The organism is Paenibacillus pasadenensis, from assembly GCF_023715725.1.
GTDB classification, from domain to species: Bacteria; Bacillota; Bacilli; order Paenibacillales; family Paenibacillaceae; genus Paenibacillus_O; species Paenibacillus_O pasadenensis_A.
Genome location: NZ_JAMBOT010000001.1, coordinates 605,227 through 623,202, shown reverse-complemented (window position 1 = coordinate 623,202; position 17,976 = coordinate 605,227). Strand labels below are relative to the sequence as shown.

Annotated in this window: 16 protein-coding genes; 15 read left to right on the top strand and 1 reads right to left on the bottom strand. The window is 54.4% G+C overall.

Annotated features, from left to right (window positions below):
• Window positions 1–27: 27 nt before the first annotated feature.
• From murD to sigE, 10 genes are all read left to right on the top strand, one after another.
• The gene (gene murD / locus M3223_RS02955) at window positions 28–1,476 is read left to right on the top strand and encodes a UDP-N-acetylmuramoyl-L-alanine--D-glutamate ligase (RefSeq protein ID WP_251558765.1); all 1,449 of its coding nucleotides are present in this window, start codon (window positions 28–30) and stop codon (window positions 1,474–1,476) included.
• A 43-nt stretch (window positions 1,477–1,519) separates the two neighbouring features.
• On the top strand, window positions 1,520–2,617 hold the full coding sequence (spoVE, locus tag M3223_RS02950; protein WP_251558763.1) for a stage V sporulation protein E: 1,098 nt from the start codon (window positions 1,520–1,522) through the stop codon (window positions 2,615–2,617).
• A gap of 5 nt (window positions 2,618–2,622) precedes the next feature.
• A complete protein-coding gene (gene murG, locus M3223_RS02945; protein WP_251558760.1) occupies window positions 2,623–3,729 on the top strand; it encodes an undecaprenyldiphospho-muramoylpentapeptide beta-N-acetylglucosaminyltransferase in 1,107 nt (368 codons plus the stop codon).
• 200 nt (window positions 3,730–3,929) lie between these two features.
• Window positions 3,930–4,841, top strand: a complete 912-nt coding sequence (gene murB, locus M3223_RS02940; RefSeq protein WP_251558758.1) for a UDP-N-acetylmuramate dehydrogenase — start codon at window positions 3,930–3,932, stop codon at window positions 4,839–4,841.
• Between the two features lie 15 nt (window positions 4,842–4,856).
• On the top strand, window positions 4,857–6,140 hold the full coding sequence (murA, locus tag M3223_RS02935) for a UDP-N-acetylglucosamine 1-carboxyvinyltransferase (protein WP_251558756.1): 1,284 nt from the start codon (window positions 4,857–4,859) through the stop codon (window positions 6,138–6,140).
• A gap of 96 nt (window positions 6,141–6,236) precedes the next feature.
• Window positions 6,237–6,995 (top strand): cell division protein FtsQ/DivIB, encoded by a 759-nt coding sequence (locus M3223_RS02930; protein ID WP_251558754.1) that lies wholly within the window; start codon window positions 6,237–6,239, stop codon window positions 6,993–6,995.
• 295 nt (window positions 6,996–7,290) lie between these two features.
• Window positions 7,291–8,532, top strand: coding sequence for a cell division protein FtsA (ftsA, locus tag M3223_RS02925; RefSeq protein ID WP_251558752.1), 1,242 nt, complete (start codon window positions 7,291–7,293; stop codon window positions 8,530–8,532).
• A 14-nt stretch (window positions 8,533–8,546) separates the two neighbouring features.
• Window positions 8,547–9,662, top strand: coding sequence for a cell division protein FtsZ (ftsZ, locus tag M3223_RS02920; protein WP_251558750.1), 1,116 nt, complete (start codon window positions 8,547–8,549; stop codon window positions 9,660–9,662).
• Window positions 9,663–9,943: 281 nt separating this feature from the next.
• Window positions 9,944–10,870, top strand: coding sequence for a sigma-E processing peptidase SpoIIGA (gene spoIIGA / locus M3223_RS02915; protein ID WP_285891132.1), 927 nt, complete (start codon window positions 9,944–9,946; stop codon window positions 10,868–10,870).
• Between the two features lie 28 nt (window positions 10,871–10,898).
• The gene (sigE, locus tag M3223_RS02910) at window positions 10,899–11,621 is read left to right on the top strand and encodes an RNA polymerase sporulation sigma factor SigE (RefSeq protein ID WP_251558748.1); all 723 of its coding nucleotides are present in this window, start codon (window positions 10,899–10,901) and stop codon (window positions 11,619–11,621) included.
• Between the two features lie 94 nt (window positions 11,622–11,715).
• Here the strand turns inward: sigE and M3223_RS02905 are convergent, their stop codons facing one another.
• A complete protein-coding gene (locus M3223_RS02905; RefSeq protein WP_251558745.1) occupies window positions 11,716–13,065 on the bottom strand; it encodes an NAD(P)/FAD-dependent oxidoreductase in 1,350 nt (449 codons plus the stop codon).
• Between the two features lie 156 nt (window positions 13,066–13,221).
• On the opposite strand from M3223_RS02905, the gene M3223_RS02900 reads away from it, so the two are divergent.
• From M3223_RS02900 to M3223_RS02880, 5 genes are all read left to right on the top strand, one after another.
• The gene (locus M3223_RS02900; RefSeq protein ID WP_251558743.1) at window positions 13,222–13,929 is read left to right on the top strand and encodes an ankyrin repeat domain-containing protein; all 708 of its coding nucleotides are present in this window, start codon (window positions 13,222–13,224) and stop codon (window positions 13,927–13,929) included.
• Window positions 13,930–14,096: 167 nt separating this feature from the next.
• Window positions 14,097–15,815, top strand: coding sequence for an ABC transporter ATP-binding protein (locus M3223_RS02895; RefSeq protein WP_251559804.1), 1,719 nt, complete (start codon window positions 14,097–14,099; stop codon window positions 15,813–15,815).
• A 221-nt stretch (window positions 15,816–16,036) separates the two neighbouring features.
• Window positions 16,037–16,453 carry a GntR family transcriptional regulator gene (locus tag M3223_RS02890; RefSeq protein ID WP_251558741.1) on the top strand — a complete coding sequence of 139 codons (417 nt, stop codon included), beginning with the start codon at window positions 16,037–16,039 and terminating at the stop codon, window positions 16,451–16,453.
• The gene (locus M3223_RS02885; protein WP_251558739.1) at window positions 16,450–17,139 is read left to right on the top strand and encodes an ABC transporter ATP-binding protein; all 690 of its coding nucleotides are present in this window, start codon (window positions 16,450–16,452) and stop codon (window positions 17,137–17,139) included. Before M3223_RS02890 ends, M3223_RS02885 begins: the two co-directional genes overlap by 4 nt.
• The gene (locus M3223_RS02880; RefSeq protein WP_251558738.1) at window positions 17,136–17,969 is read left to right on the top strand and encodes a hypothetical protein; all 834 of its coding nucleotides are present in this window, start codon (window positions 17,136–17,138) and stop codon (window positions 17,967–17,969) included. The genes M3223_RS02885 and M3223_RS02880 overlap by 4 nt, the downstream gene beginning before the upstream one ends.
• Window positions 17,970–17,976 lie beyond the last annotated feature (7 nt).

Sequence of the window (17,976 nt, the reverse complement as noted above, 5' to 3'; positions counted from 1 at the left end):
GTTTTGCTGCATAAGGAGAGGATTTGGATGGATCATCCATCTTTATATCGCGGTCGAAAAGTTGTTGTGCTCGGACTTGCGCGCAGCGGAGTTGCAGTTGCGAAGCTGTTTCATAAGCTCGGTGCGGACGTAGTTGTCAATGACCGCAAAACGAGAGAAGAGAGCCCGGAAGCGGCGGAGCTGGAACAGCTCGGCATCGAAGTTATTTGCGGCGGGCATCCCCAGGATTTGGTTGTTTCAACGACCGCGTTATTGGTGAAAAACCCTGGGATTCCGTACAGCGCTCCGCCTGTCGCAGCCGCGCTTTCGCTCGGGGTTGAAATTGTGACGGAGGTGGAGGTGGCCGGACAGTTGTCGGCCGCTCCGATTATCGGTATTACCGGCTCAAACGGTAAAACGACGACGACGACCTGGATTGGCGAAATGCTGCAGGCTGCTGGCCTGAAGCCGATCGTTGCCGGAAACATCGGACGGCCGCTGTGCGAAGCGGCAGAGGAGGCGGCTGCGGACAATGTGCTCGTAGCGGAGCTTAGCAGCTTCCAGCTTAAAGGCACTTCGTCCTTCCGGCCGCGCGTTGCGCTGCTGCTGAACGTTGCGGAGACGCATCTGGATTATCACGGCTCCATGGAAGACTATGTGGCATCCAAGGCAAAGCTGTTTGCCAATCAGACGGAAGAGGATACGGCGATACTTAACGCCGATGATCCGGTTTGTTCAGAAATCGCAGCGCGGCTGCTTTCCCGCAAGCTTCCATTTTCGCTGACGCAGCGGCTGGAGACGGGAGTATTCGTTGATCCGCCATATGAGCGCATTGGCGCGCAGCAAAGCCGTCCGGAATCGTTTGGCCAAGAGCCGGAACGCCGCATTGTGTATCGGGACGGCTCCGGGGCGGCAACAGTGCTGCTTTCTGTAGCAGAGCTGGGTATTCCGGGCCGCCATAACACAGCCAATGCGCTTGCCGCTGCTGCAGCCTGCCTGGCCGTCGGCGCGGAGCCGGCTGCTCTCGCCGCGCCGCTACGGGAATTCAACGCAGTGGAGCATCGTCTGGAGTTCGTTCGTGAGGTTAACGGAGTGCGGTACTACAACGACTCCAAAGCGACGAACCCGACGGCAACGGCGATGGCCGTGGGCTCTTTGAAACAGCCGATTGTGCTGATCGCCGGCGGCCTGGACCGGGGCTCCGATTATATGGAGCTGCTGCCGCTGTTCAGAAGTGGCATTAAGGGGCTCGTGCTGGTCGGACAGACGCGGCATAAGCTCGCGCATGTTGCGGAGCTGGCGGGTATGAGCGCCAGCCTCGTGGTCGATGCTGGAGATGACGCCGAATCCGCAATTTCTCGAGCGGTGCGCGCGGCGGCGGTTCTGGCCGAGCCGGGCGACGCCGTGCTGCTGTCGCCCGCCTGCGCAAGCTGGGATATGTACCCTTCCTATGAAGTTCGCGGGCGCATGTTTAAGGATTCGGCGCATACCTTGTAAGTAGGGGGCTCGTCCCTACTTTCCACGCTAGAGGTGTTGCGTCATGCCCAAAGCCCGGTCCGCTCCCGACGTGTGGCTCATCGTTTCCATCGCGCTCATTTTAACCATCGGGCTGATCATGGTTTATAGTGCGAGCGCAGTGCGGGCCTTTCAAGATTTTGGCGACAAATTTTACTATGTGAAGCGTCAGACGCTGTTTGCCGCGCTCGGCATCGGCGCCATGGTGTTCACGGCCAACATGGATTATCACGTTTGGAAAAAATACGCCAAGCCGCTGCTGCTGATTTGTTTTGCGCTGCTCGTGCTTGTATTGATTCCGGGCATCGGCGCTGTGCGGGGCGGCGCGCGCAGCTGGCTCGGCATCAGCTCCTTCGGCATTCAGCCCTCGGAGTTCATGAAGCTTGGCATGATCTTGTTTCTGTCCAAGCTTTTGTCCGATAACCAGCAGCGTGTTACGCAGTTTACAAAAGGACTTTTGCCCCCGCTGGCGCTGATGGGCACGGCTTTTGGCCTGATCATGCTTCAGCCTGATCTCGGCACGGGCTCGGTCATGATGGGAGCTTCGCTGATCGTGCTGTTCGTAGCCGGGGCTCAGCTCAAACATCTCGGCGGGCTGGCTGCCATCGGAGCTCTCGGGCTTGTCGGCCTGATTTTGGCGGCGCCTTACCGGCTTGCTCGGATTACCTCCTTTATGGACCCGTGGTCAGACCCGCTCGGCTCCGGCTACCAGATTATCCAGTCGCTTTATGCGATTGCCCCTGGCGGCCTGGTCGGGCTCGGCCTTGGGATGAGCCGCCAGAAGTACAGCTACTTGCCGGAGCCGCAGACGGATTTTATTTTTTCCATTCTGGCCGAGGAAATGGGTTTTATCGGCGGTTCGCTGTTAATCGTGCTGTTCCTCATTCTTGTGTGGCGGGGGATGCGGGCGGCGATTTATGCGCCGGATTCCTTTGGCAGTCTGCTCGCCGCCGGCATTACCGGCATTGTAGCGGTGCAGGTGCTGATCAACATCGGCGTTGTAATCGGGCTGATGCCGGTTACCGGAATTACACTGCCTCTAGTCAGCTACGGCGGCTCTTCATTGACGCTGCTTTTGACGGCGCTTGGCATTTTGCTTAACCTATCCCGTTATTCGAGGTGAATCCCGTGCGAATCGTACTTACCGGCGGAGGGACGGGGGGCCACATCTACCCTGCCCTGGCCGTTGGCAGGCAGCTGCAGCAGGAAGACAGCCGGACGGAGCTGCTCTATATTGGAACCTCGAAGGGGCTGGAGAGCCGCATTGTGCCCGAGGCCGGCCTGCGTTTTGAAGCTGTAGAAATAAGCGGCTTCCGCCGCAAGCTGTCCATGGATAATGTGCGCACCGTGCTGCGTTTTTTTCAGGGCGTGCGCCGCTCCAAGGAGCTGCTTCGCGAGTTTAAGCCGGATGTTGTCGTCGGCACCGGCGGCTATGTATGCGGACCGGTTGTATACGCTGCTGCCAAGCTTGGCATTCCGACGCTTGTGCATGAGCAGAATGTCGTGCCGGGTTTGACGAACAAGTTTTTGGCGAGGTATGCGGATTGCGTTGCAGTCAGCTTTGAGTCTTCTATGCCGCATTTTGGCAAGGCCAAACGGACGATTTATGCGGGCAATCCATGTGCCTCACCAGTTGTAAAGGCGAATCGAGGTAAAGGTTATGCCTCGCTCGGAGTGCCCGAAGGCAGCCGGATCGTGCTGGTTGTAGGCGGCAGCCGGGGAGCCAAGGCAATCAATGACGCCATGGTTGAACTGGCGCCGCTTGCACTGCGCTCCAAAACAATCCATTTCGTTTTTGTAACCGGCGAAAGCTACTTTGAACGGACCAGCGCTCTGATTAAGGATCAGGTGCCTGGAGTAAGCAATCATCTCCATGTGCTGCCTTATGTGCACAACATGCCGGAGGTGCTCGCAGCCTCCGCTCTCGTAGTAGGGCGCGCCGGCGCGTCGTCGCTGGCGGAGCTGACGGCTTTGGGATTGCCGTCCATTCTTATTCCATCTCCCAATGTAACGAATAATCACCAGGAAGCGAACGCCCGCAGCCTTGTTGATGCTGGCGCAGCCGAGATGGTGCTGGAACATGAATTGAGCGGTGCGCTCCTGCTGGAGCGCATCGATGCCATATTGCAGGACAGCAGCAGACTGCTGCGGATGAAGGAAGCTTCACGCAAGCTTGGCATGCCTGGCTCGGCGGGCATTATCGCTGCAGAGCTGCGCCGTTTGGCACGGGGGTAGAAGCGGGCGGTTCAGGAATGGGCAGCTGTCACCACAGCGTCCCGGTAGGCATAGGATACAGCATAATCGTGTCCGTCAGAAAAGGGGCGGCCGGTTACGTTTCCCGCAAGGGAGTGCGGCATTCATCGGAGCCATTCGGCTCCGGGCCGCAGCTTGACAATGCCTGCCTGCCGCACCGCGTAATTGAAGGAGGAACAACCATGAATTCATGGATGGAAGAGCTGGAAGAGGCAGCGGTTGGAGAGATCCAGCAAAATGTGCCTCTTCATAAGCACACCACATGGAGAATCGGCGGACCGGCGGATGTGCTGGTCACTCCGACAGGCAAGCAGGAGCTAATCCGGACGATGGAAATTCTGCATCGAAGCGGTATTCCTTGGACAATCATCGGTAAAGGCTCCAACATGCTGGTGAGGGACAAAGGAATCCGCGGAGTTGTCATCAAGGCCGGCGAAGCGTTGGATTATGCGGAATTCGACGGGGCGTTTGTGCGTGCCGGAGCCGCATACTCGATTATCAAGCTGACGGTTATGGCGGGCAAGCAAGGACTGGCCGGACTGGAATTCGCCGGGGGAATTCCAGGAACGGTCGGAGGAGCCGTTTATATGAATGCAGGTGCCCACGGATCTGACGTGTCGCGTATTTTTAAATCAGCCGAAATTGTGCTGGAGACAGGAGAATTGGTGACGTGGGGGCCGGAGGAGATGGCGTTCAGCTATCGTCATTCCCGGCTGCAGGAGCCCGAAAGCCGGGGCGTTGTTCTGGAGGCAGTGTTCTCGCTGCAGCCTGGCGACCGCAAGGAAATTCAGGCAGAGCTGGCCGAGCACAAGGAGCGCCGCAGGCTGACGCAGCCGCTGCAGCAGCCTAGCTGCGGCAGTGTGTTCCGCAATCCTCCAGGCCATTATGCCGCCAAGCTGGTGGAGGAAAGCGGGCTTAAGGGCTTTTCCATCGGCGGAGCGCAGGTTTCCACTCTACACGCCAATTTTATTGTTAACACCGGACAGGCGACGGCTGAAGACGTCCTCACCCTGATCGCCCATATCCGCAGCAAAGTCAAGGACCGTACGGGAATTGAACTGATGCCAGAAGTATTGGTGGTGGGTGAGCGGTAACTTGGAGGTGTAGGTTTGGACAAATTGGTGATTGAAGGCGGGCAACCTCTCTCAGGAACCATTGCTATCCAAGGGGCGAAAAACGCAGCTCTGCCGATTTTGGCGGCGAGCGTGCTCGCCTGCGGCACAGTAACCCTTGAATCGGTGCCGCAGCTGCTCGATATAGAAGTTATGCTGCAGATTTTGCGGGAGCTCGGCTGTCGTGCGGAGCATGTTGGCGAAACGGTAACGCTTAATACCGCGACCGCTTATCAGTCCCACATTCCGGAAAGGCTGATGCGCCAAATGCGCTCATCGATTTTCCTTATGGGGCCGCTTCTGGCGCGTTTTGGCGAGGTTCATATTTATCAGCCGGGAGGCTGTGCCATCGGCGAGCGCAAAATCGATCTTCATTTAGAAGGGCTTCGCGCTCTCGGCGCCGAATTGGAGGAGTACGGAGACCGGATTTCCTGCCGGGCCGACAAGCTGATCGGGGCCGATATCCATCTGAGCTTTCCAAGTGTAGGCGCGACGGAGAATATTATGATGGCCGCAGCGCTTGCGGAAGGGCGCACCACGATTGTCGGGGCGGCGCGTGAGCCGGAAATTCAGGATCTGCAGAACTTTTTGAACGCGATGGGCGCTCGTATTATGGGGGCGGGAACGGACACGATTACAATCGACGGAGTTGAATCGCTTCATCCGTGCGAATACCGGGTCATTCCGGACCGGATCGTAGCCGGTACGATTATGATTGCGGCAGCTGCGACCAGAGGCAAAGTGACGCTTACCAATACGCGTCCTGCGCATCTGTCCTCGCTGATTCATGTGCTTCGCCGAGCCGGTGTCGGGGTTGGCTTCGAAGGTGACACGATGACGATTTCGGCTTCCGCCCGCCCTAAAGCGGTTGAACGAATCGTGACGTCGCCGTATCCCGCCTTTCCGACCGATATGCAGTCCCAGGTCATGGTGCTGCTTACATTGGCCGAAGGAGCCAGCGTCATGAAGGAGACGATTTTTGAAGGCCGCTTTAAACATGTCGACGAGCTTTGCCGTATGGGGGCCGATATTCGCGTTGATTTGAATGCCGCGATTATCAAAGGTGTTCCGCGTCTTTACGGCGCGACTGTGGAAGCAACCGATCTTAGAGCGGGAGCCGCGCTTGTCATCGCCGGGCTGGCCGCGCAGGGGCGCACGGTTGTGGAGCAGGTGCATCACATTGACCGCGGCTACGACAATATCGAGTCGATGTTCGGCAGGCTCGGAGCGCGCATCGCGCGCAGCGCGCCGGTTCCCGATAACGGAGCCGTGCCGGGCTGAATACGAGAGCTGGACTCATCTATAGTTCCGACGGCTCATCCCGCCGTTTTAGCAGCGCCGGGGTGAGTCTGCTTTACAGCATGAGGGGGGACAAGCTTGGCCGAACTGATTCCGCTGCTGAAGGAGCCGCCGCCCAGGAAGCGCGGCAGCCGCAAGCTGATTTTTATTTTACTGCTTCTATTTCTTATTCTATTATCCATCTTGTTTTTCAATTCCACTATCAGCAAAGTTTCCGTCGTCACCGTTGAAGGCGGGCAATTCACCAAGGAAGAGGATATTCGAAATGCGGCGAGCGTGCGGCCGGGAGATGCCTTTTTCGGTACGATTGCCGGGACGGTGGAAAAGCGGATTGCAGCGCTTGGTTCGGTTAAGCAGGCCACGGTGGAAAAAACCTTCCCCGGCAAGGTGAAAATTATTGTGGAGGAGTATCCGGCGGTGGCTTTTGAGATGGACGATGCGGGACTGCTCAGCGCCATCCTGGCAAGCGGCGCGATCATTGAGGCGGATACGGGCAGCGCTGTTGTGGACAAGCCGGTGCTGTCGGGCTGGCGCAAGGATGATCCGGTCAAAAAAAAGCTTTGCCTGGCGCTGGCGGAAATTCCGCCGGAGGACCTGAGCCATCTGTCGGAGATCAGCCCGTCGCCGACGGATGCTTACCCGGATCGGATTCGCATCTACACCCGCTCCGGCTTCGAGGTCATTACAGCGGCTTCCCTGCTGAAGGATAAGATGACGACGCTGAACTCCGTTGTTGAAGAACGCGCCCCTGGACGCATGACGCTTTTGCTTGCGGATACGTATTCGCCGTTTCAATCCGAGACGGAGGAGGGAGAGGATAAAAAGACGGAGAACTAAGCCTCTTGACAAAAGGAGGCTGGTGACCCTTCGCTCTTTTATTTCCTCTCAAAGAATGGTAGAATTTTAGATAGGCTTTTTTTAGCCGCACAGATTTTGGTGCCTAACCGGCAGGGATGCTTTTTGCAGGAATGGCGGCTGCGGCGACTAGTCCCTCTCAGCATGCTGGGATGAATTACCTAGTGAAAAAAATGTTGAAAAAAGAGGGAATATATCAGAAGTGTGGAATATGTAGGACAGATTAATTCGCGTAGGCCGATAGAATTTAGCGATCCGGAATGGAGGTGCCGCGGAATTGAGCAGCAATGACATCATTGTCAGTTTGGACATCGGTACATCCAAAGTTCGAGTTATTATTGGCGAGGTTAACGACGGAGCCATTAATATAATTGGAGTTGGATCTGCCGACTCGGAAGGAATTCGCAAGGGAGCCATCGTTGATATTGACCAGACGGTCAAGTCGATCCGCAGCGCAGTTGAGCATGCGGAGCGCATGGTGGACATTGAGATTTCTGAAGTTTACGTAGGTGTGCAGGGCAATCATATCGCACTGCAGAGCAATCACGGCGTCGTCGCGGTGTCCAATGAGGACCGGGAAATCGGAGACGAGGACATTGAACGCGTTTTGCAGGCGGCCAAGGTAGTTGCGCTGCCGCCGGAGCGCGAGATTATTAATCTTGTTCCAAAGCAATTTCTCGTAGACGGATTGGAGGGAATCTCCGACCCGCGCGGTATGATTGGCGTGCGGCTGGAAGTTGAAGCGACCATCGTCACGGGAGCAAAAACCGCTATACATAATCTGATCCGCTGCGTGGAGAAGGCAGGACTTCAGATTTCCGGCATCGTGCTGATGTCGCTGGCATCCGGCGTTATGAGTCTTAGCAAGGACGAAAAGACGATGGGTACGGTACTGATCGACATCGGCGCAGGCTCAACGACTCTGGCTATTTTTGAGCAGGGCGGGCTGGCAGCTACCTCAACGCTGCCGGTAGGCGGAGAATTCGTTACGAACGATATATCCTACGGGCTTCGCACCCAGACGGATCAAGCCGAGAAAATCAAGCTGAAATACGGTTGTGCATCCGTTGTGGATTCCGCCGAGGATCAGCGCTTCAAAATTACAAGAATGGGCTCTAATGTAGAGAAGGAATTCTCTCAGGTGGATCTGGCCAACATTATTGAGCCGCGCATGTCTGAGATTTTTTATCTCATTCGTCAAGAAGTGCGCAGGCTGGGATACGGCGGCAAGGTTCAAGGCTACGTGCTGACGGGCGGTTCCGTGAATTTGCCGGGGACTCTCACCGTTGCTCAGCAGGAGCTGGAGTCACCGGTGCGGATTGCCGTACCTGACTTCATCGGCGTGCGTGATCCGGCATTCGGCAGCGGTGTCGGCATGATTCAATACGTAAGCAAGCACATGACGATTCGCAACTCGGGAGCGGTTAAGAAGCAGGCAAGCCGCAAGACGGGAACCGCAGCCCCCGCTAAACCCGGCATGATTGAACGAATCAAGAATATGTTCAGTGAATTCATCTGATCGGGGGAAATAGAATGTTGGAATTCGATATTGACCTGGAACAACTTGCACAAATTAAAGTCATCGGTGTCGGGGGCGGCGGCAGCAATGCGGTGAACCGGATGATCGACAATGGCGTCAAAGGCGTTGAGTTCATTACGGTGAACACGGATGCCCAGGCGCTTCATCTTGCCAAGTCGGAGCATAAGCTCCAGATTGGCGACAAGCTGACGCGCGGTCTTGGCGCGGGAGCTAATCCTGAGGTGGGCAAAAAAGCTGCAGAGGAATCCCGCGATCTTGTAGCCAGCACGCTTAAAGGCGCCGATATGGTGTTTGTTACAGCCGGCATGGGCGGCGGTACGGGCACAGGAGCCGCTCCAGTCATCGCCGAGACTGCGCGCGAGTGCGGAGCGCTGACGGTCGGCGTCGTTACCCGTCCGTTCACCTTTGAAGGACGTAAGCGCTCCACGCAAGCGGAGCTTGGCATCGAGGCGCTGAAAGAAAAAGTCGATACGCTGATTATTATCCCGAACGACCGCCTGCTTGAGATTGTTGACAAAAAGACGCCGATGCTGGAAGCGTTCCGCGAAGCCGACAACGTGCTGCGTCAAGCCGTTCAAGGCATTTCCGACCTGATTGCTGTTCCGGGTCTGATTAACCTTGACTTTGCCGACGTCAAAACGATTATGACCGAGCGCGGCTCCGCGCTGATGGGCATTGGCATCGCAACGGGCGAAAGCCGCGCCGCAGAGGCTGCCCGCAAGGCGATTCAAAGCCCGCTTCTGGAAACGTCCATCGACGGCGCCCGCGGCGTCATCATGAACATTACGGGCGGCACGAATCTCTCGCTCTATGAAGTTAACGAAGCGGCGGAAATTGTCATCGAAGCTTCCGATCCGGAAGTGAACATGATTTTCGGCGCCATGATCGACGAGAATTTAAAAGACGAAATCAAAGTCACCGTTATTGCGACGGGCTTTGAGCATAAGGCGGTTGTAACGCCTGTTCGCCGTCCGCAAACGGCGTCAGCGCCGGAAGCGGTGGAGCAACAGCGCCAGCCGGCCGCAACGCCGAAGCCGTTCAATAACGCCTCCAGCGATCAGCTGGAAATTCCGGCTTTCCTGCGCAACCGTCCGCGCGGAGACCGTTAATACAACGCTTGACACTAGGCAATTATAACCGTCTTTTCGACCGCTTCTTCCTTCGGGAAGAGGCGGTTTTTTTATTTAAATGCTTCTACTTCTCCTCCGGAATGTCCCATGCCGAAGGGACGCCGACAGCTAGTTCATCTATTCCAAGCCGCCTGCAGTCGACAAAAATAGATGGCTTCGTACGGCAAGTTTAGACAGACATTGATCGCACCCTGCTCTATACTGAGTTCATTCGTTCTCCCGATCCTGCTTCGGCAGCAGATAGAGGAAGGTGAGTCTCGCTGGCCGTATATATCGACGTGCTGTTTTTGAGAGAGATGCTCGTAGACGGTTCCATGCTGCTGCTGACAGCCTGGATTCGGGGAGTGAGGGCCAGACCGCTGCGCGTGCTGGCTGCGGCTGCAATTGGAGCCGCTTACGTTGTGCTGATGCTGTTTCCGCCGTTATCGTTTCTGTTCACGGTAATCGTCAAGGTGGCAATTTCGCTTCTCATGCTGGCCGTCGCATTCGGCTATCAGGATACACGCAGCTTTCTCCGCTATATTGGAGCCTTTTACGCCGTCAACTTTGTTGCCGCGGGAGCTGTGCTCGGTATCCACTATTTGCTTCTGTCGGGATCGGACGAGGTATGGAGCACGATGCGTTTTTTGCAAAATGGAATATCCGCGCAGTTGGAAATGGGAGCTTGGTTCGTCATTTGCATCGTCTGTATGGGGCTTTACTTGTTGAAATCCGTCGTAGCGGGGCGCAGGCAAAAGGAGCTTGTGCTGACGCATCTGGCGGAGGTGACGGTCATTATCGGAGGCACCGAGCATCGGTGCACGGGATTGGTCGATACGGGCAACCAGCTCTATGATCCGTTGTCCCGTACGCCTGTTATGGTCATGGAAGCCTCGTTATGGGAGGAAGACATTCCGCCCGGATGGATGAAAGGCATTAGAGATTGCCAGGTCGACCGGCTTGTGGCAGAGCTGGGAGAGGACGAGTTTAAGTGGCAGGATCGTATTCGCCTTGTCCCTTACCGGGGAATTAACAAAGGCACTCAATTCATGCTGGCGGTGAAACCGGACGGTGTTGTAATTGAACGAGACGGAATACGGAGCGAGTCCAGCAAGGTGCTGATTGGACTTGACGGCGGAAAGCTGGTGGCAGACGGTTCCTACCGCGCCATTATACATCCCTCTCTGGTTGAGAACCGGGCGGGCTGAACAACAATGATACGAGGAGATGGATTCTATGATGGTTAAGCTGCGTCTGAACCTGCAATTGTACTATTATCGCTTGTTGTTTCTGCTCGGGCTCAAAAGCCAGGAGATCTATTATATTGGCGGCAGTGAAGCGCTGCCTCCGCCGCTGACACGCGAGGAAGAGGAATATCTTCTGGAGCGCCTTTCCACAGGCGACAGCGCCATCCGCGCCATGCTGATTGAACGTAATCTTCGTCTTGTTGTGTACATTGCCCGCAAGTTTGAGAATACCGGCATTCATATCGAGGATCTTGTATCGATCGGAGCAATTGGACTGATCAAGGCGGTCAACACCTTCGATCCTGAGAAAAAGATCAAGCTCGCCACGTACGCCTCTCGCTGTATCGAAAATGAAATTCTGATGTTTCTGCGCCGCAACAGCAAAACGCGCACCGAAGTATCGTTTGACGAGCCGCTGAACATTGATTGGGACGGGAATGAGCTGCTCTTGTCCGATGTTCTCGGTACGGAAAACGATACGATTTACCGCAATATCGAAGAGCAGGTTGACCGCAAGCTGCTGCATAAAGCGCTTGACAAGCTTACCGAGCGGGAACGCATCATTATGGAGCTGCGCTTCGGGCTTGCCGACGGGGAGGAAAAAACCCAGAAGGACGTAGCCGATCAGCTCGGCATTTCGCAATCCTATATCTCTCGTCTGGAAAAACGCATTATCAAGCGGCTGCGCAAAGAATTCAACAAAATGGTTTGACGTCATAAAAGACTGCCTCGTGTCGAGAGTGACACAGGCAGTCTTTTTTTGATTTAAGAGCCATTTATATCGTACTGAATAATAAGGACTAGACTCACTCTCTTAGTAAACGCCGGGCCGCATGAATGCCGCTGGCAGCGGCCTGGGACAGCGAATGCGTCCGTCCGGAACAATCTCCGATTGCATATAATCCTGGCAGCGCCGTCTGAAAGTCAGTATCTGTCTCCATTTTTGGCGCATAAAATTTTCCGTCGAGAGCGTACAGCAGCGTATCGCCGTTTATGGAACAGCCGAGCAGCCTCTCCAAAGCCTCCAGGAACTTCAGCGTGGCCTGGATGTATAGCACTGGCAATTCTTCCGTTAACTGCGCCGGGTCAGCCTCCAGAGAAGGCTGCACTGAATTGGCTGCTAGCGCTGCAGCTGTTGTGCGGCGCCCGGCTAGCAGATCGGCTAGACGCTGTACGGCAATCCGCTCGCCGCCACGGTTCACCGCACCGATTATTTTGGCGGCGTACTGGTTGGCCAGCTCCAGCGTGGCAAAATGACGGGGAATGAACAGGCTGAAGTTAAGATTTCTGCTGCCGCTGTCCCGTTCACGAAAATTTTGGCCGTCTGCCATCACAAGCCCTTCCTGCCTCTTGCGGACGATGCCTCCGTTTGGATTCATACAGTAGGTTGTTGCGGAAAACTCTGTCTCTGTGTAGCGAAGCTTCGTTTCAAACGTCTCCTGCAAAATAGAATCCAGTTGCCCTCCCGGCATTTCTAGCCGCAGCCCCAAATCCAGCCGAGTGACGCGGGGCTCCAGACCGAGCGGCCGCAGAATTCCGGGCAGCCAGCCGCTGCCGCTTCGCCCCGTCGCAAGCAGCAGGTTCTTAGTATCTACCGTATCTCCTCCGGGAAAATGAAGCCGGTAGCCTTCTCCTCGTTTGAGCTGCTCGATTGAACTCACGGTTGTTTCAAATCTCATATCGATTCCCGACTGAAGAGCAGTTTGGAAGCCTTCCAGCATTTGAGAGCTCAGCTTTGTGCCCAAATGCCGGACGGTTGACGTCAGCAGCTTGAGCCCGCTCGCAGAAGCCCGGTCAGCCAGCTTATCGCTATGGGTCCGGTAGGGCTCGGCAGCAGACGCGCCATAGAGACATAAAACACGATCCACTTCGTTCATAAGCTCCGCCAGCGCTTCAGGGCCAAACATCTCTTCCAGCTCTCCGCCGAAATCGCCGGTAAAATTATATTTGCCCTCCGAGCGCCCCAATCCTCCGAAGCCGCAATAGGCGGAGCAGTCGCGGCAATCGCAGCTTAAGCCGCGTTCCTGAGGACAGCTCCTCTCCTCAAGAGGTTTGCCCTTGTCCAGCAGCAGCACTCGGCCGGAGCTGTGCTCCATTAACGTATGAGCCGCAAAAATTCCGCTCACGCCTGCGCCGATAATTGTTATGTCGTACAAGGCCACCCCTCCTTTACCGCATCATTTTACCATGCACCGGCATTATTTAGGATTTGTTTATCTTTTCTTTAGAGCGAGTTTTGCATCATCCTCTACACTAAGACATGCAGGAAGGATACGCTTTTCCACATTTCATCTTAAACTAGGAGGGATTCCATGAAGAAATGGCTAATCATCGTTATAGGCTGCATGTTTATTCTTCAAGGCTGCTCCTCTGCGGGCGGCGGAAATGAAGGAAGCGCGAACAATCAAGGAGGCGAAACGGATACCATGAACGAGCAATTGCTGCAAGCGGCACAGCAGAAGGACTCTGCAGCTCTGAAAAGGCTCATTGAGGAGGGTGCGGATCTCAATGTGCAGGACGCCAAAGGCAGAACGGCTGCAATGATCGCTACCTATAACAACGATGTCCAATCGGTCCGGGTGCTGGTAGAGGCTGGAGCGGACGTTAATATGAGAGACGACATGAGAAATACGCCGTTTCTTTATGCGGGAGCGGAAGGGTATTTGGATATTTTGCGGCTTACGATTCAAGCAGGAGCCGATCCTGCCATCACCAATCGTTATGGCGGAACAGCGCTGATCCCGGCTTCCGAGCACGGATATACGGAAGTTGTAAAGGAGCTGCTTACGAAAACGGAGATTGATGTGGATCACGTGAATAATCTGGGCTGGACCGCTCTGCTGGAGTCGATTATTCTGAACAACGGCAATACGAAGCAGCAGGATACGCTGCGGCTGCTGATCGAACATGGAGCCGACGTGAACCTTGCGGATTCTGAAGGTGTTACACCGCTGCAGCATGCGCGGGGCAAAGGCTTAAAGGAAATGGAACAAATTTTGCTCCAAGCAGGGGCAAAATAATGGGAGGGGCGCTGCGGCGCCTCTTTTTTGTGATGGGAAAAATTATTTAGGCTGATGCATCCAAGAACAGGTAAAAAAGCTTTGACGTTGAGAAGGATTATCATTACAATGGTTTGTATAGGTTTTTATTGAATAATTCAGGCAGAAATGCAGAAATGAGTGAAGACATGCTCCGCCGATTTTTTGCGCATTACCGGCCTTACAAAGGCTTGTTTATTCTGGACTTCACCTGTGCGGTCATCGCCGGCCTGCTGGAGCTGGCCTTCCCGCTTGCGGTGAATCGTTTCGTGGATGACCTGCTGCCTTCGGGCAATTGGGCCATTATCGTTTGGGCTTCAATCGGCTTGCTGGCCGTTTACGCCTTAACAGCGCTTTTGAACTACATTGTTACCTACTGGGGGCATATGCTCGGCATCAACATCGAGACAGATATGCGCCGCAATCTGTTTGGCCATGTTCAGAAGCTCAGCTTCCGTTTTTTTGACAACAACAAAACAGGTCATCTGATCGGGCGTATGACAAACGATCTGAACGACATCGGGGAGCTGGCCCATCACGGTCCGGAGGATGCTTTTATCGCTGTCATGACGCTGATCGGCGCATTCGGCCTGATGGCTTACATTAATCTGGAGCTGGCTATTATCAGCTTTATCATTATTCCGGTACTGGCATGGATGATTATTTTCTTCGGCCAGCGCATGGGCCGCACGTATGGCGAAATGTTCGGCAATGTCGGCAATTTCAACGCCCGCATCGAAGATAACGTTGGCGGCATGCGTGTTGTGCAATCGTTCGCTAACGAAGAGCATGAGAACAAGCTGTTTTCCGTAGAAAACGCAAACTACCGCAAGACGAAGCTGATGGCCTACAAAACGCTTTCGGCAAGCATGACGATTAACTACATGATGATGCGTCTCATCTCGGTTATGATTTTGCTGTTTGGCGCCTGGTTCTACATTAAAGGCAGTCTTGAGATCGGCGAGTTTCTGGCGTTTCTGCTGCTCTCGAACGTCTTTTTCCGTCCGATTGAGAAAATCAACGCGATCATCGAGACATACCCAAGAGGCATCGCCGGGTTTGGCCGTTATTGCGAGATTTTGGATACCGATCCCGATATTAAGGATTCGCCGAATGCAACGGAGCTGGATACGGTTCGGGGGGAGATTGAATTCAACAGCGTCAGCTTCAGCTACGAATCGGAGCGTCCGATTTTGCAAAACATCAGCTTCAGCATCAAGCCCGGTGAAACAGTTGCTTTTGTCGGTCCTTCCGGCGCGGGCAAAACGACCATCTGCAGCCTGCTTCCGCGCTTCTACGAGGTGGATGGAGGATCAATCAAGGTGGACGGCCGCGATATCCGCGACGTGACGGTGGAGTCGCTGCGCCGCAACATCGGTATCGTTCAGCAGGATGTGTTCCTGTTCTCGGGCACAATCCGCGAAAATATCGCCTACGGCGACCTGAACGCGACGGAAGAGCAGATTTGGGATGCGGCGCGCAGAGCTTCGCTTGACGAGCTGATTCGTTCGCTGCCGGCGGGTATGGACACCGTCATCGGCGAGCGTGGCGTGAAGCTGTCCGGCGGACAGAAACAGCGTATGTCGATTGCGCGCATGTTCCTCAAAAATCCGCCGATTCTTATTTTAGACGAAGCGACATCTGCGCTGGATACGGAGACGGAAGCGGCGATTCAGGCTTCGCTCGCCGAGCTTTCCGTTGGTCGCACAACGCTAGTTATCGCGCACCGGCTGAGCACGGTCCGGAATGCGGACCGCATTCTCGTCGTCAACAGCAACGGCATCGCCGAAGAAGGGCGTCATCAGGAGCTGATCGCTGCGGGGGGCATTTACAGCCGTCTGCATGTCGCTCAAGCGAGCCAGGCTTAATGGCAGAGTGCAAGGACTGAGTTGTGCATGAGAAAGTTCTGCACGGCTTTTGTCGGAATAACCTTCAAGATGGAGCAAATCGTGTTAAAGCGATTTGCTCCATCTTTTTATTTTCCAAATTATTGATAAACAGATGTTGACAATTTTGGTGTATGGCACGCATAATACACTTATCAAGTGTATGAACTACATAGTACACACACTTTAAGGCGAGGTGCGAGATGAACAACGAAGAATGGCCGGAGGCGGTGTTCAACAGCCGGGATCCGGTATACCTGCAGGTGGTCCGCCATTTCAAGGAGCTGATCGTTACCGGACGACTGACTGCTGGACAGACAGTCCCTTCCCGGCGCGAGCTGGCCACCCGCGTGAAGATTAACCCGAACACGGCGCAGAAGGCCTACAAGGAAATGGAGGAACAGAAATTGATCTTGACCGAGGGCAATTCCCCAAGCCGCATTACTAGCGATACCGCAACCTTAAAAGCGATTCGCTCCGAGCTGCTCGGCGAGGCGGTGGAAGCGTTTGTTCAGTCCGTGCGCCGTCTCGACGCCCCTGTAGACGAACTGGTTGAGCTGGTGCGTGAGAAATATACCGGGGCAGCCGGGCAGCCGGATGGAAAGGCAGGAGGGGCATGATTGAGATAAGCGACATCCGCAAAAAATTCCGCCGCAAACATGTTTTGAACGGCGTTTCTTTTAAAGTGGAAAAAGGACAGATTACAAGTCTGATCGGACTGAACGGTGCAGGCAAGTCGACCATTCTCAAGGCGATCATGGGTTTGACGCCGGTGGACGGCGGCAGCATCCGCATTGCCGGGCAGCCGATAACACATGACATTTATCATACGGTTGCGTTTATTCCGGACCGGCTGACGATGCCGGGCTCGATGAAGCTGCGCGACGGCCTGCAGTTTATGGCTGATTTTTATCCGCGCTGGAACCCGGAGCGTGCCGAGGATCTGATGAGCTTTTTCAGGCTGGAGCGCAGCGAGCGGATCGGCAGGCTGTCCAAAGGCACGGCGGCAAAATTCAATCTGGTGCTCGGCATGGCTCAGGATGTGGACTACGTGCTGATGGATGAGCCGTTCTCGGGCATCGATATGTTCAGCCGCGAATTAATCGCTGAAGTGTTCACGAGCCAGCTCGTCGAGGATCGGGGAGTGTTAATTACCACCCATGAGATTCGTGATGTTGAGCATTTGATCGACCGCGCGGTGCTTTTGATGGAAGGCCATGTTATCAAAGATTTCAACTGCGAGGAGATGCGGGAAGCGGAAGGCAAGTCGGTTATCGATGTGATGAGGGAGGTATACCGGCCTTGAAAACTTATTTGAAGCTCGTTCATATGGAGATTTACCGGTTCAGGTTCATTCTGCTCGGCTTGATGGCGCTTACGGCTGTCGTTCAGCTGCTTGGGATGCAGATGTCATTAACCAAATCCTTAAACGATGTTTACCGGAGAATGTCGGCTGAAGGTATTTCGCTCAGCGAATATGCTGCAAGTTATTCAAAATTGAGTTTTGGTTCGATTCATTCTTTTAATGAGAACCTGATGACTTTTCCGATAATGACCTGCATTGTGGTTCTCAGTCTATATATTTTTTTCATCTGGTATCGGGAATGGTTTGGAAAATCCAGTTTTGTATACCGCTTACTGATGTTACCGCATCCGCGTTTTACTCTGTATTTATCCAAATTTACTGCCATTATGATTTTTGTTTTCAGCTTGGTTGCATTGCAAGTCGTGTTGATTGCATTACAAATGGCCATGTATCGTATTCGTATCCCGATTGAGCTAAGAGAGTACAACACATTAATTCAAACGATTGGAATGTGGAAAGCTGTTATTTTCGTTCCCGTTCGGCTGCAGGAGTTTTTTCTGGTTTACGGAATAGGAACCGTATTTGTATTGATGCTGTTCACAACAGTGCTGTTGGAGCGCTGTTACCGGTTCAAGGGACTTATTGCGGGTTTGACCTATACGGTGGGGACAGTGATTTTAATTGTCTGGATCATGATGATGGCTGAAAGAGGCGGCTACTTTTTTTACCCTTCCGAGTTTCTTATCGCATCGATTGTTTTTATGCTCTTCAATGCCGCCCTGTCGCTGTGGCTTGGAAGATGGCTGCTGCGCAAAAAAGTTACGGTGTAAGGAGGAA

What these genes read in the sequence shown, in the direction of transcription:
- murD (WP_251558765.1), top strand. Translation starts at nt 28, where the DNA reads ATGGATCATCCATCTTTATATCGCGGTCGAAAAGTTGTTGTGCTCGGA.
- spoVE (WP_251558763.1), top strand. Translation starts at nt 1,520, where the DNA reads ATGCCCAAAGCCCGGTCCGCTCCCGACGTGTGGCTCATCGTTTCCATC.
- murB (WP_251558758.1), top strand. Translation starts at nt 3,930, where the DNA reads ATGAATTCATGGATGGAAGAGCTGGAAGAGGCAGCGGTTGGAGAGATC.
- ftsZ (WP_251558750.1), top strand. Translation starts at nt 8,547, where the DNA reads ATGTTGGAATTCGATATTGACCTGGAACAACTTGCACAAATTAAAGTC.
- sigE (WP_251558748.1), top strand. Translation starts at nt 10,899, where the DNA reads ATGATGGTTAAGCTGCGTCTGAACCTGCAATTGTACTATTATCGCTTG.
- M3223_RS02900 (WP_251558743.1), top strand. Translation starts at nt 13,222, where the DNA reads ATGAAGAAATGGCTAATCATCGTTATAGGCTGCATGTTTATTCTTCAA.
- M3223_RS02895 (WP_251559804.1), top strand. Translation starts at nt 14,097, where the DNA reads ATGCTCCGCCGATTTTTTGCGCATTACCGGCCTTACAAAGGCTTGTTT.
- M3223_RS02890 (WP_251558741.1), top strand. Translation starts at nt 16,037, where the DNA reads ATGAACAACGAAGAATGGCCGGAGGCGGTGTTCAACAGCCGGGATCCG.
- M3223_RS02885 (WP_251558739.1), top strand. Translation starts at nt 16,450, where the DNA reads ATGATTGAGATAAGCGACATCCGCAAAAAATTCCGCCGCAAACATGTT.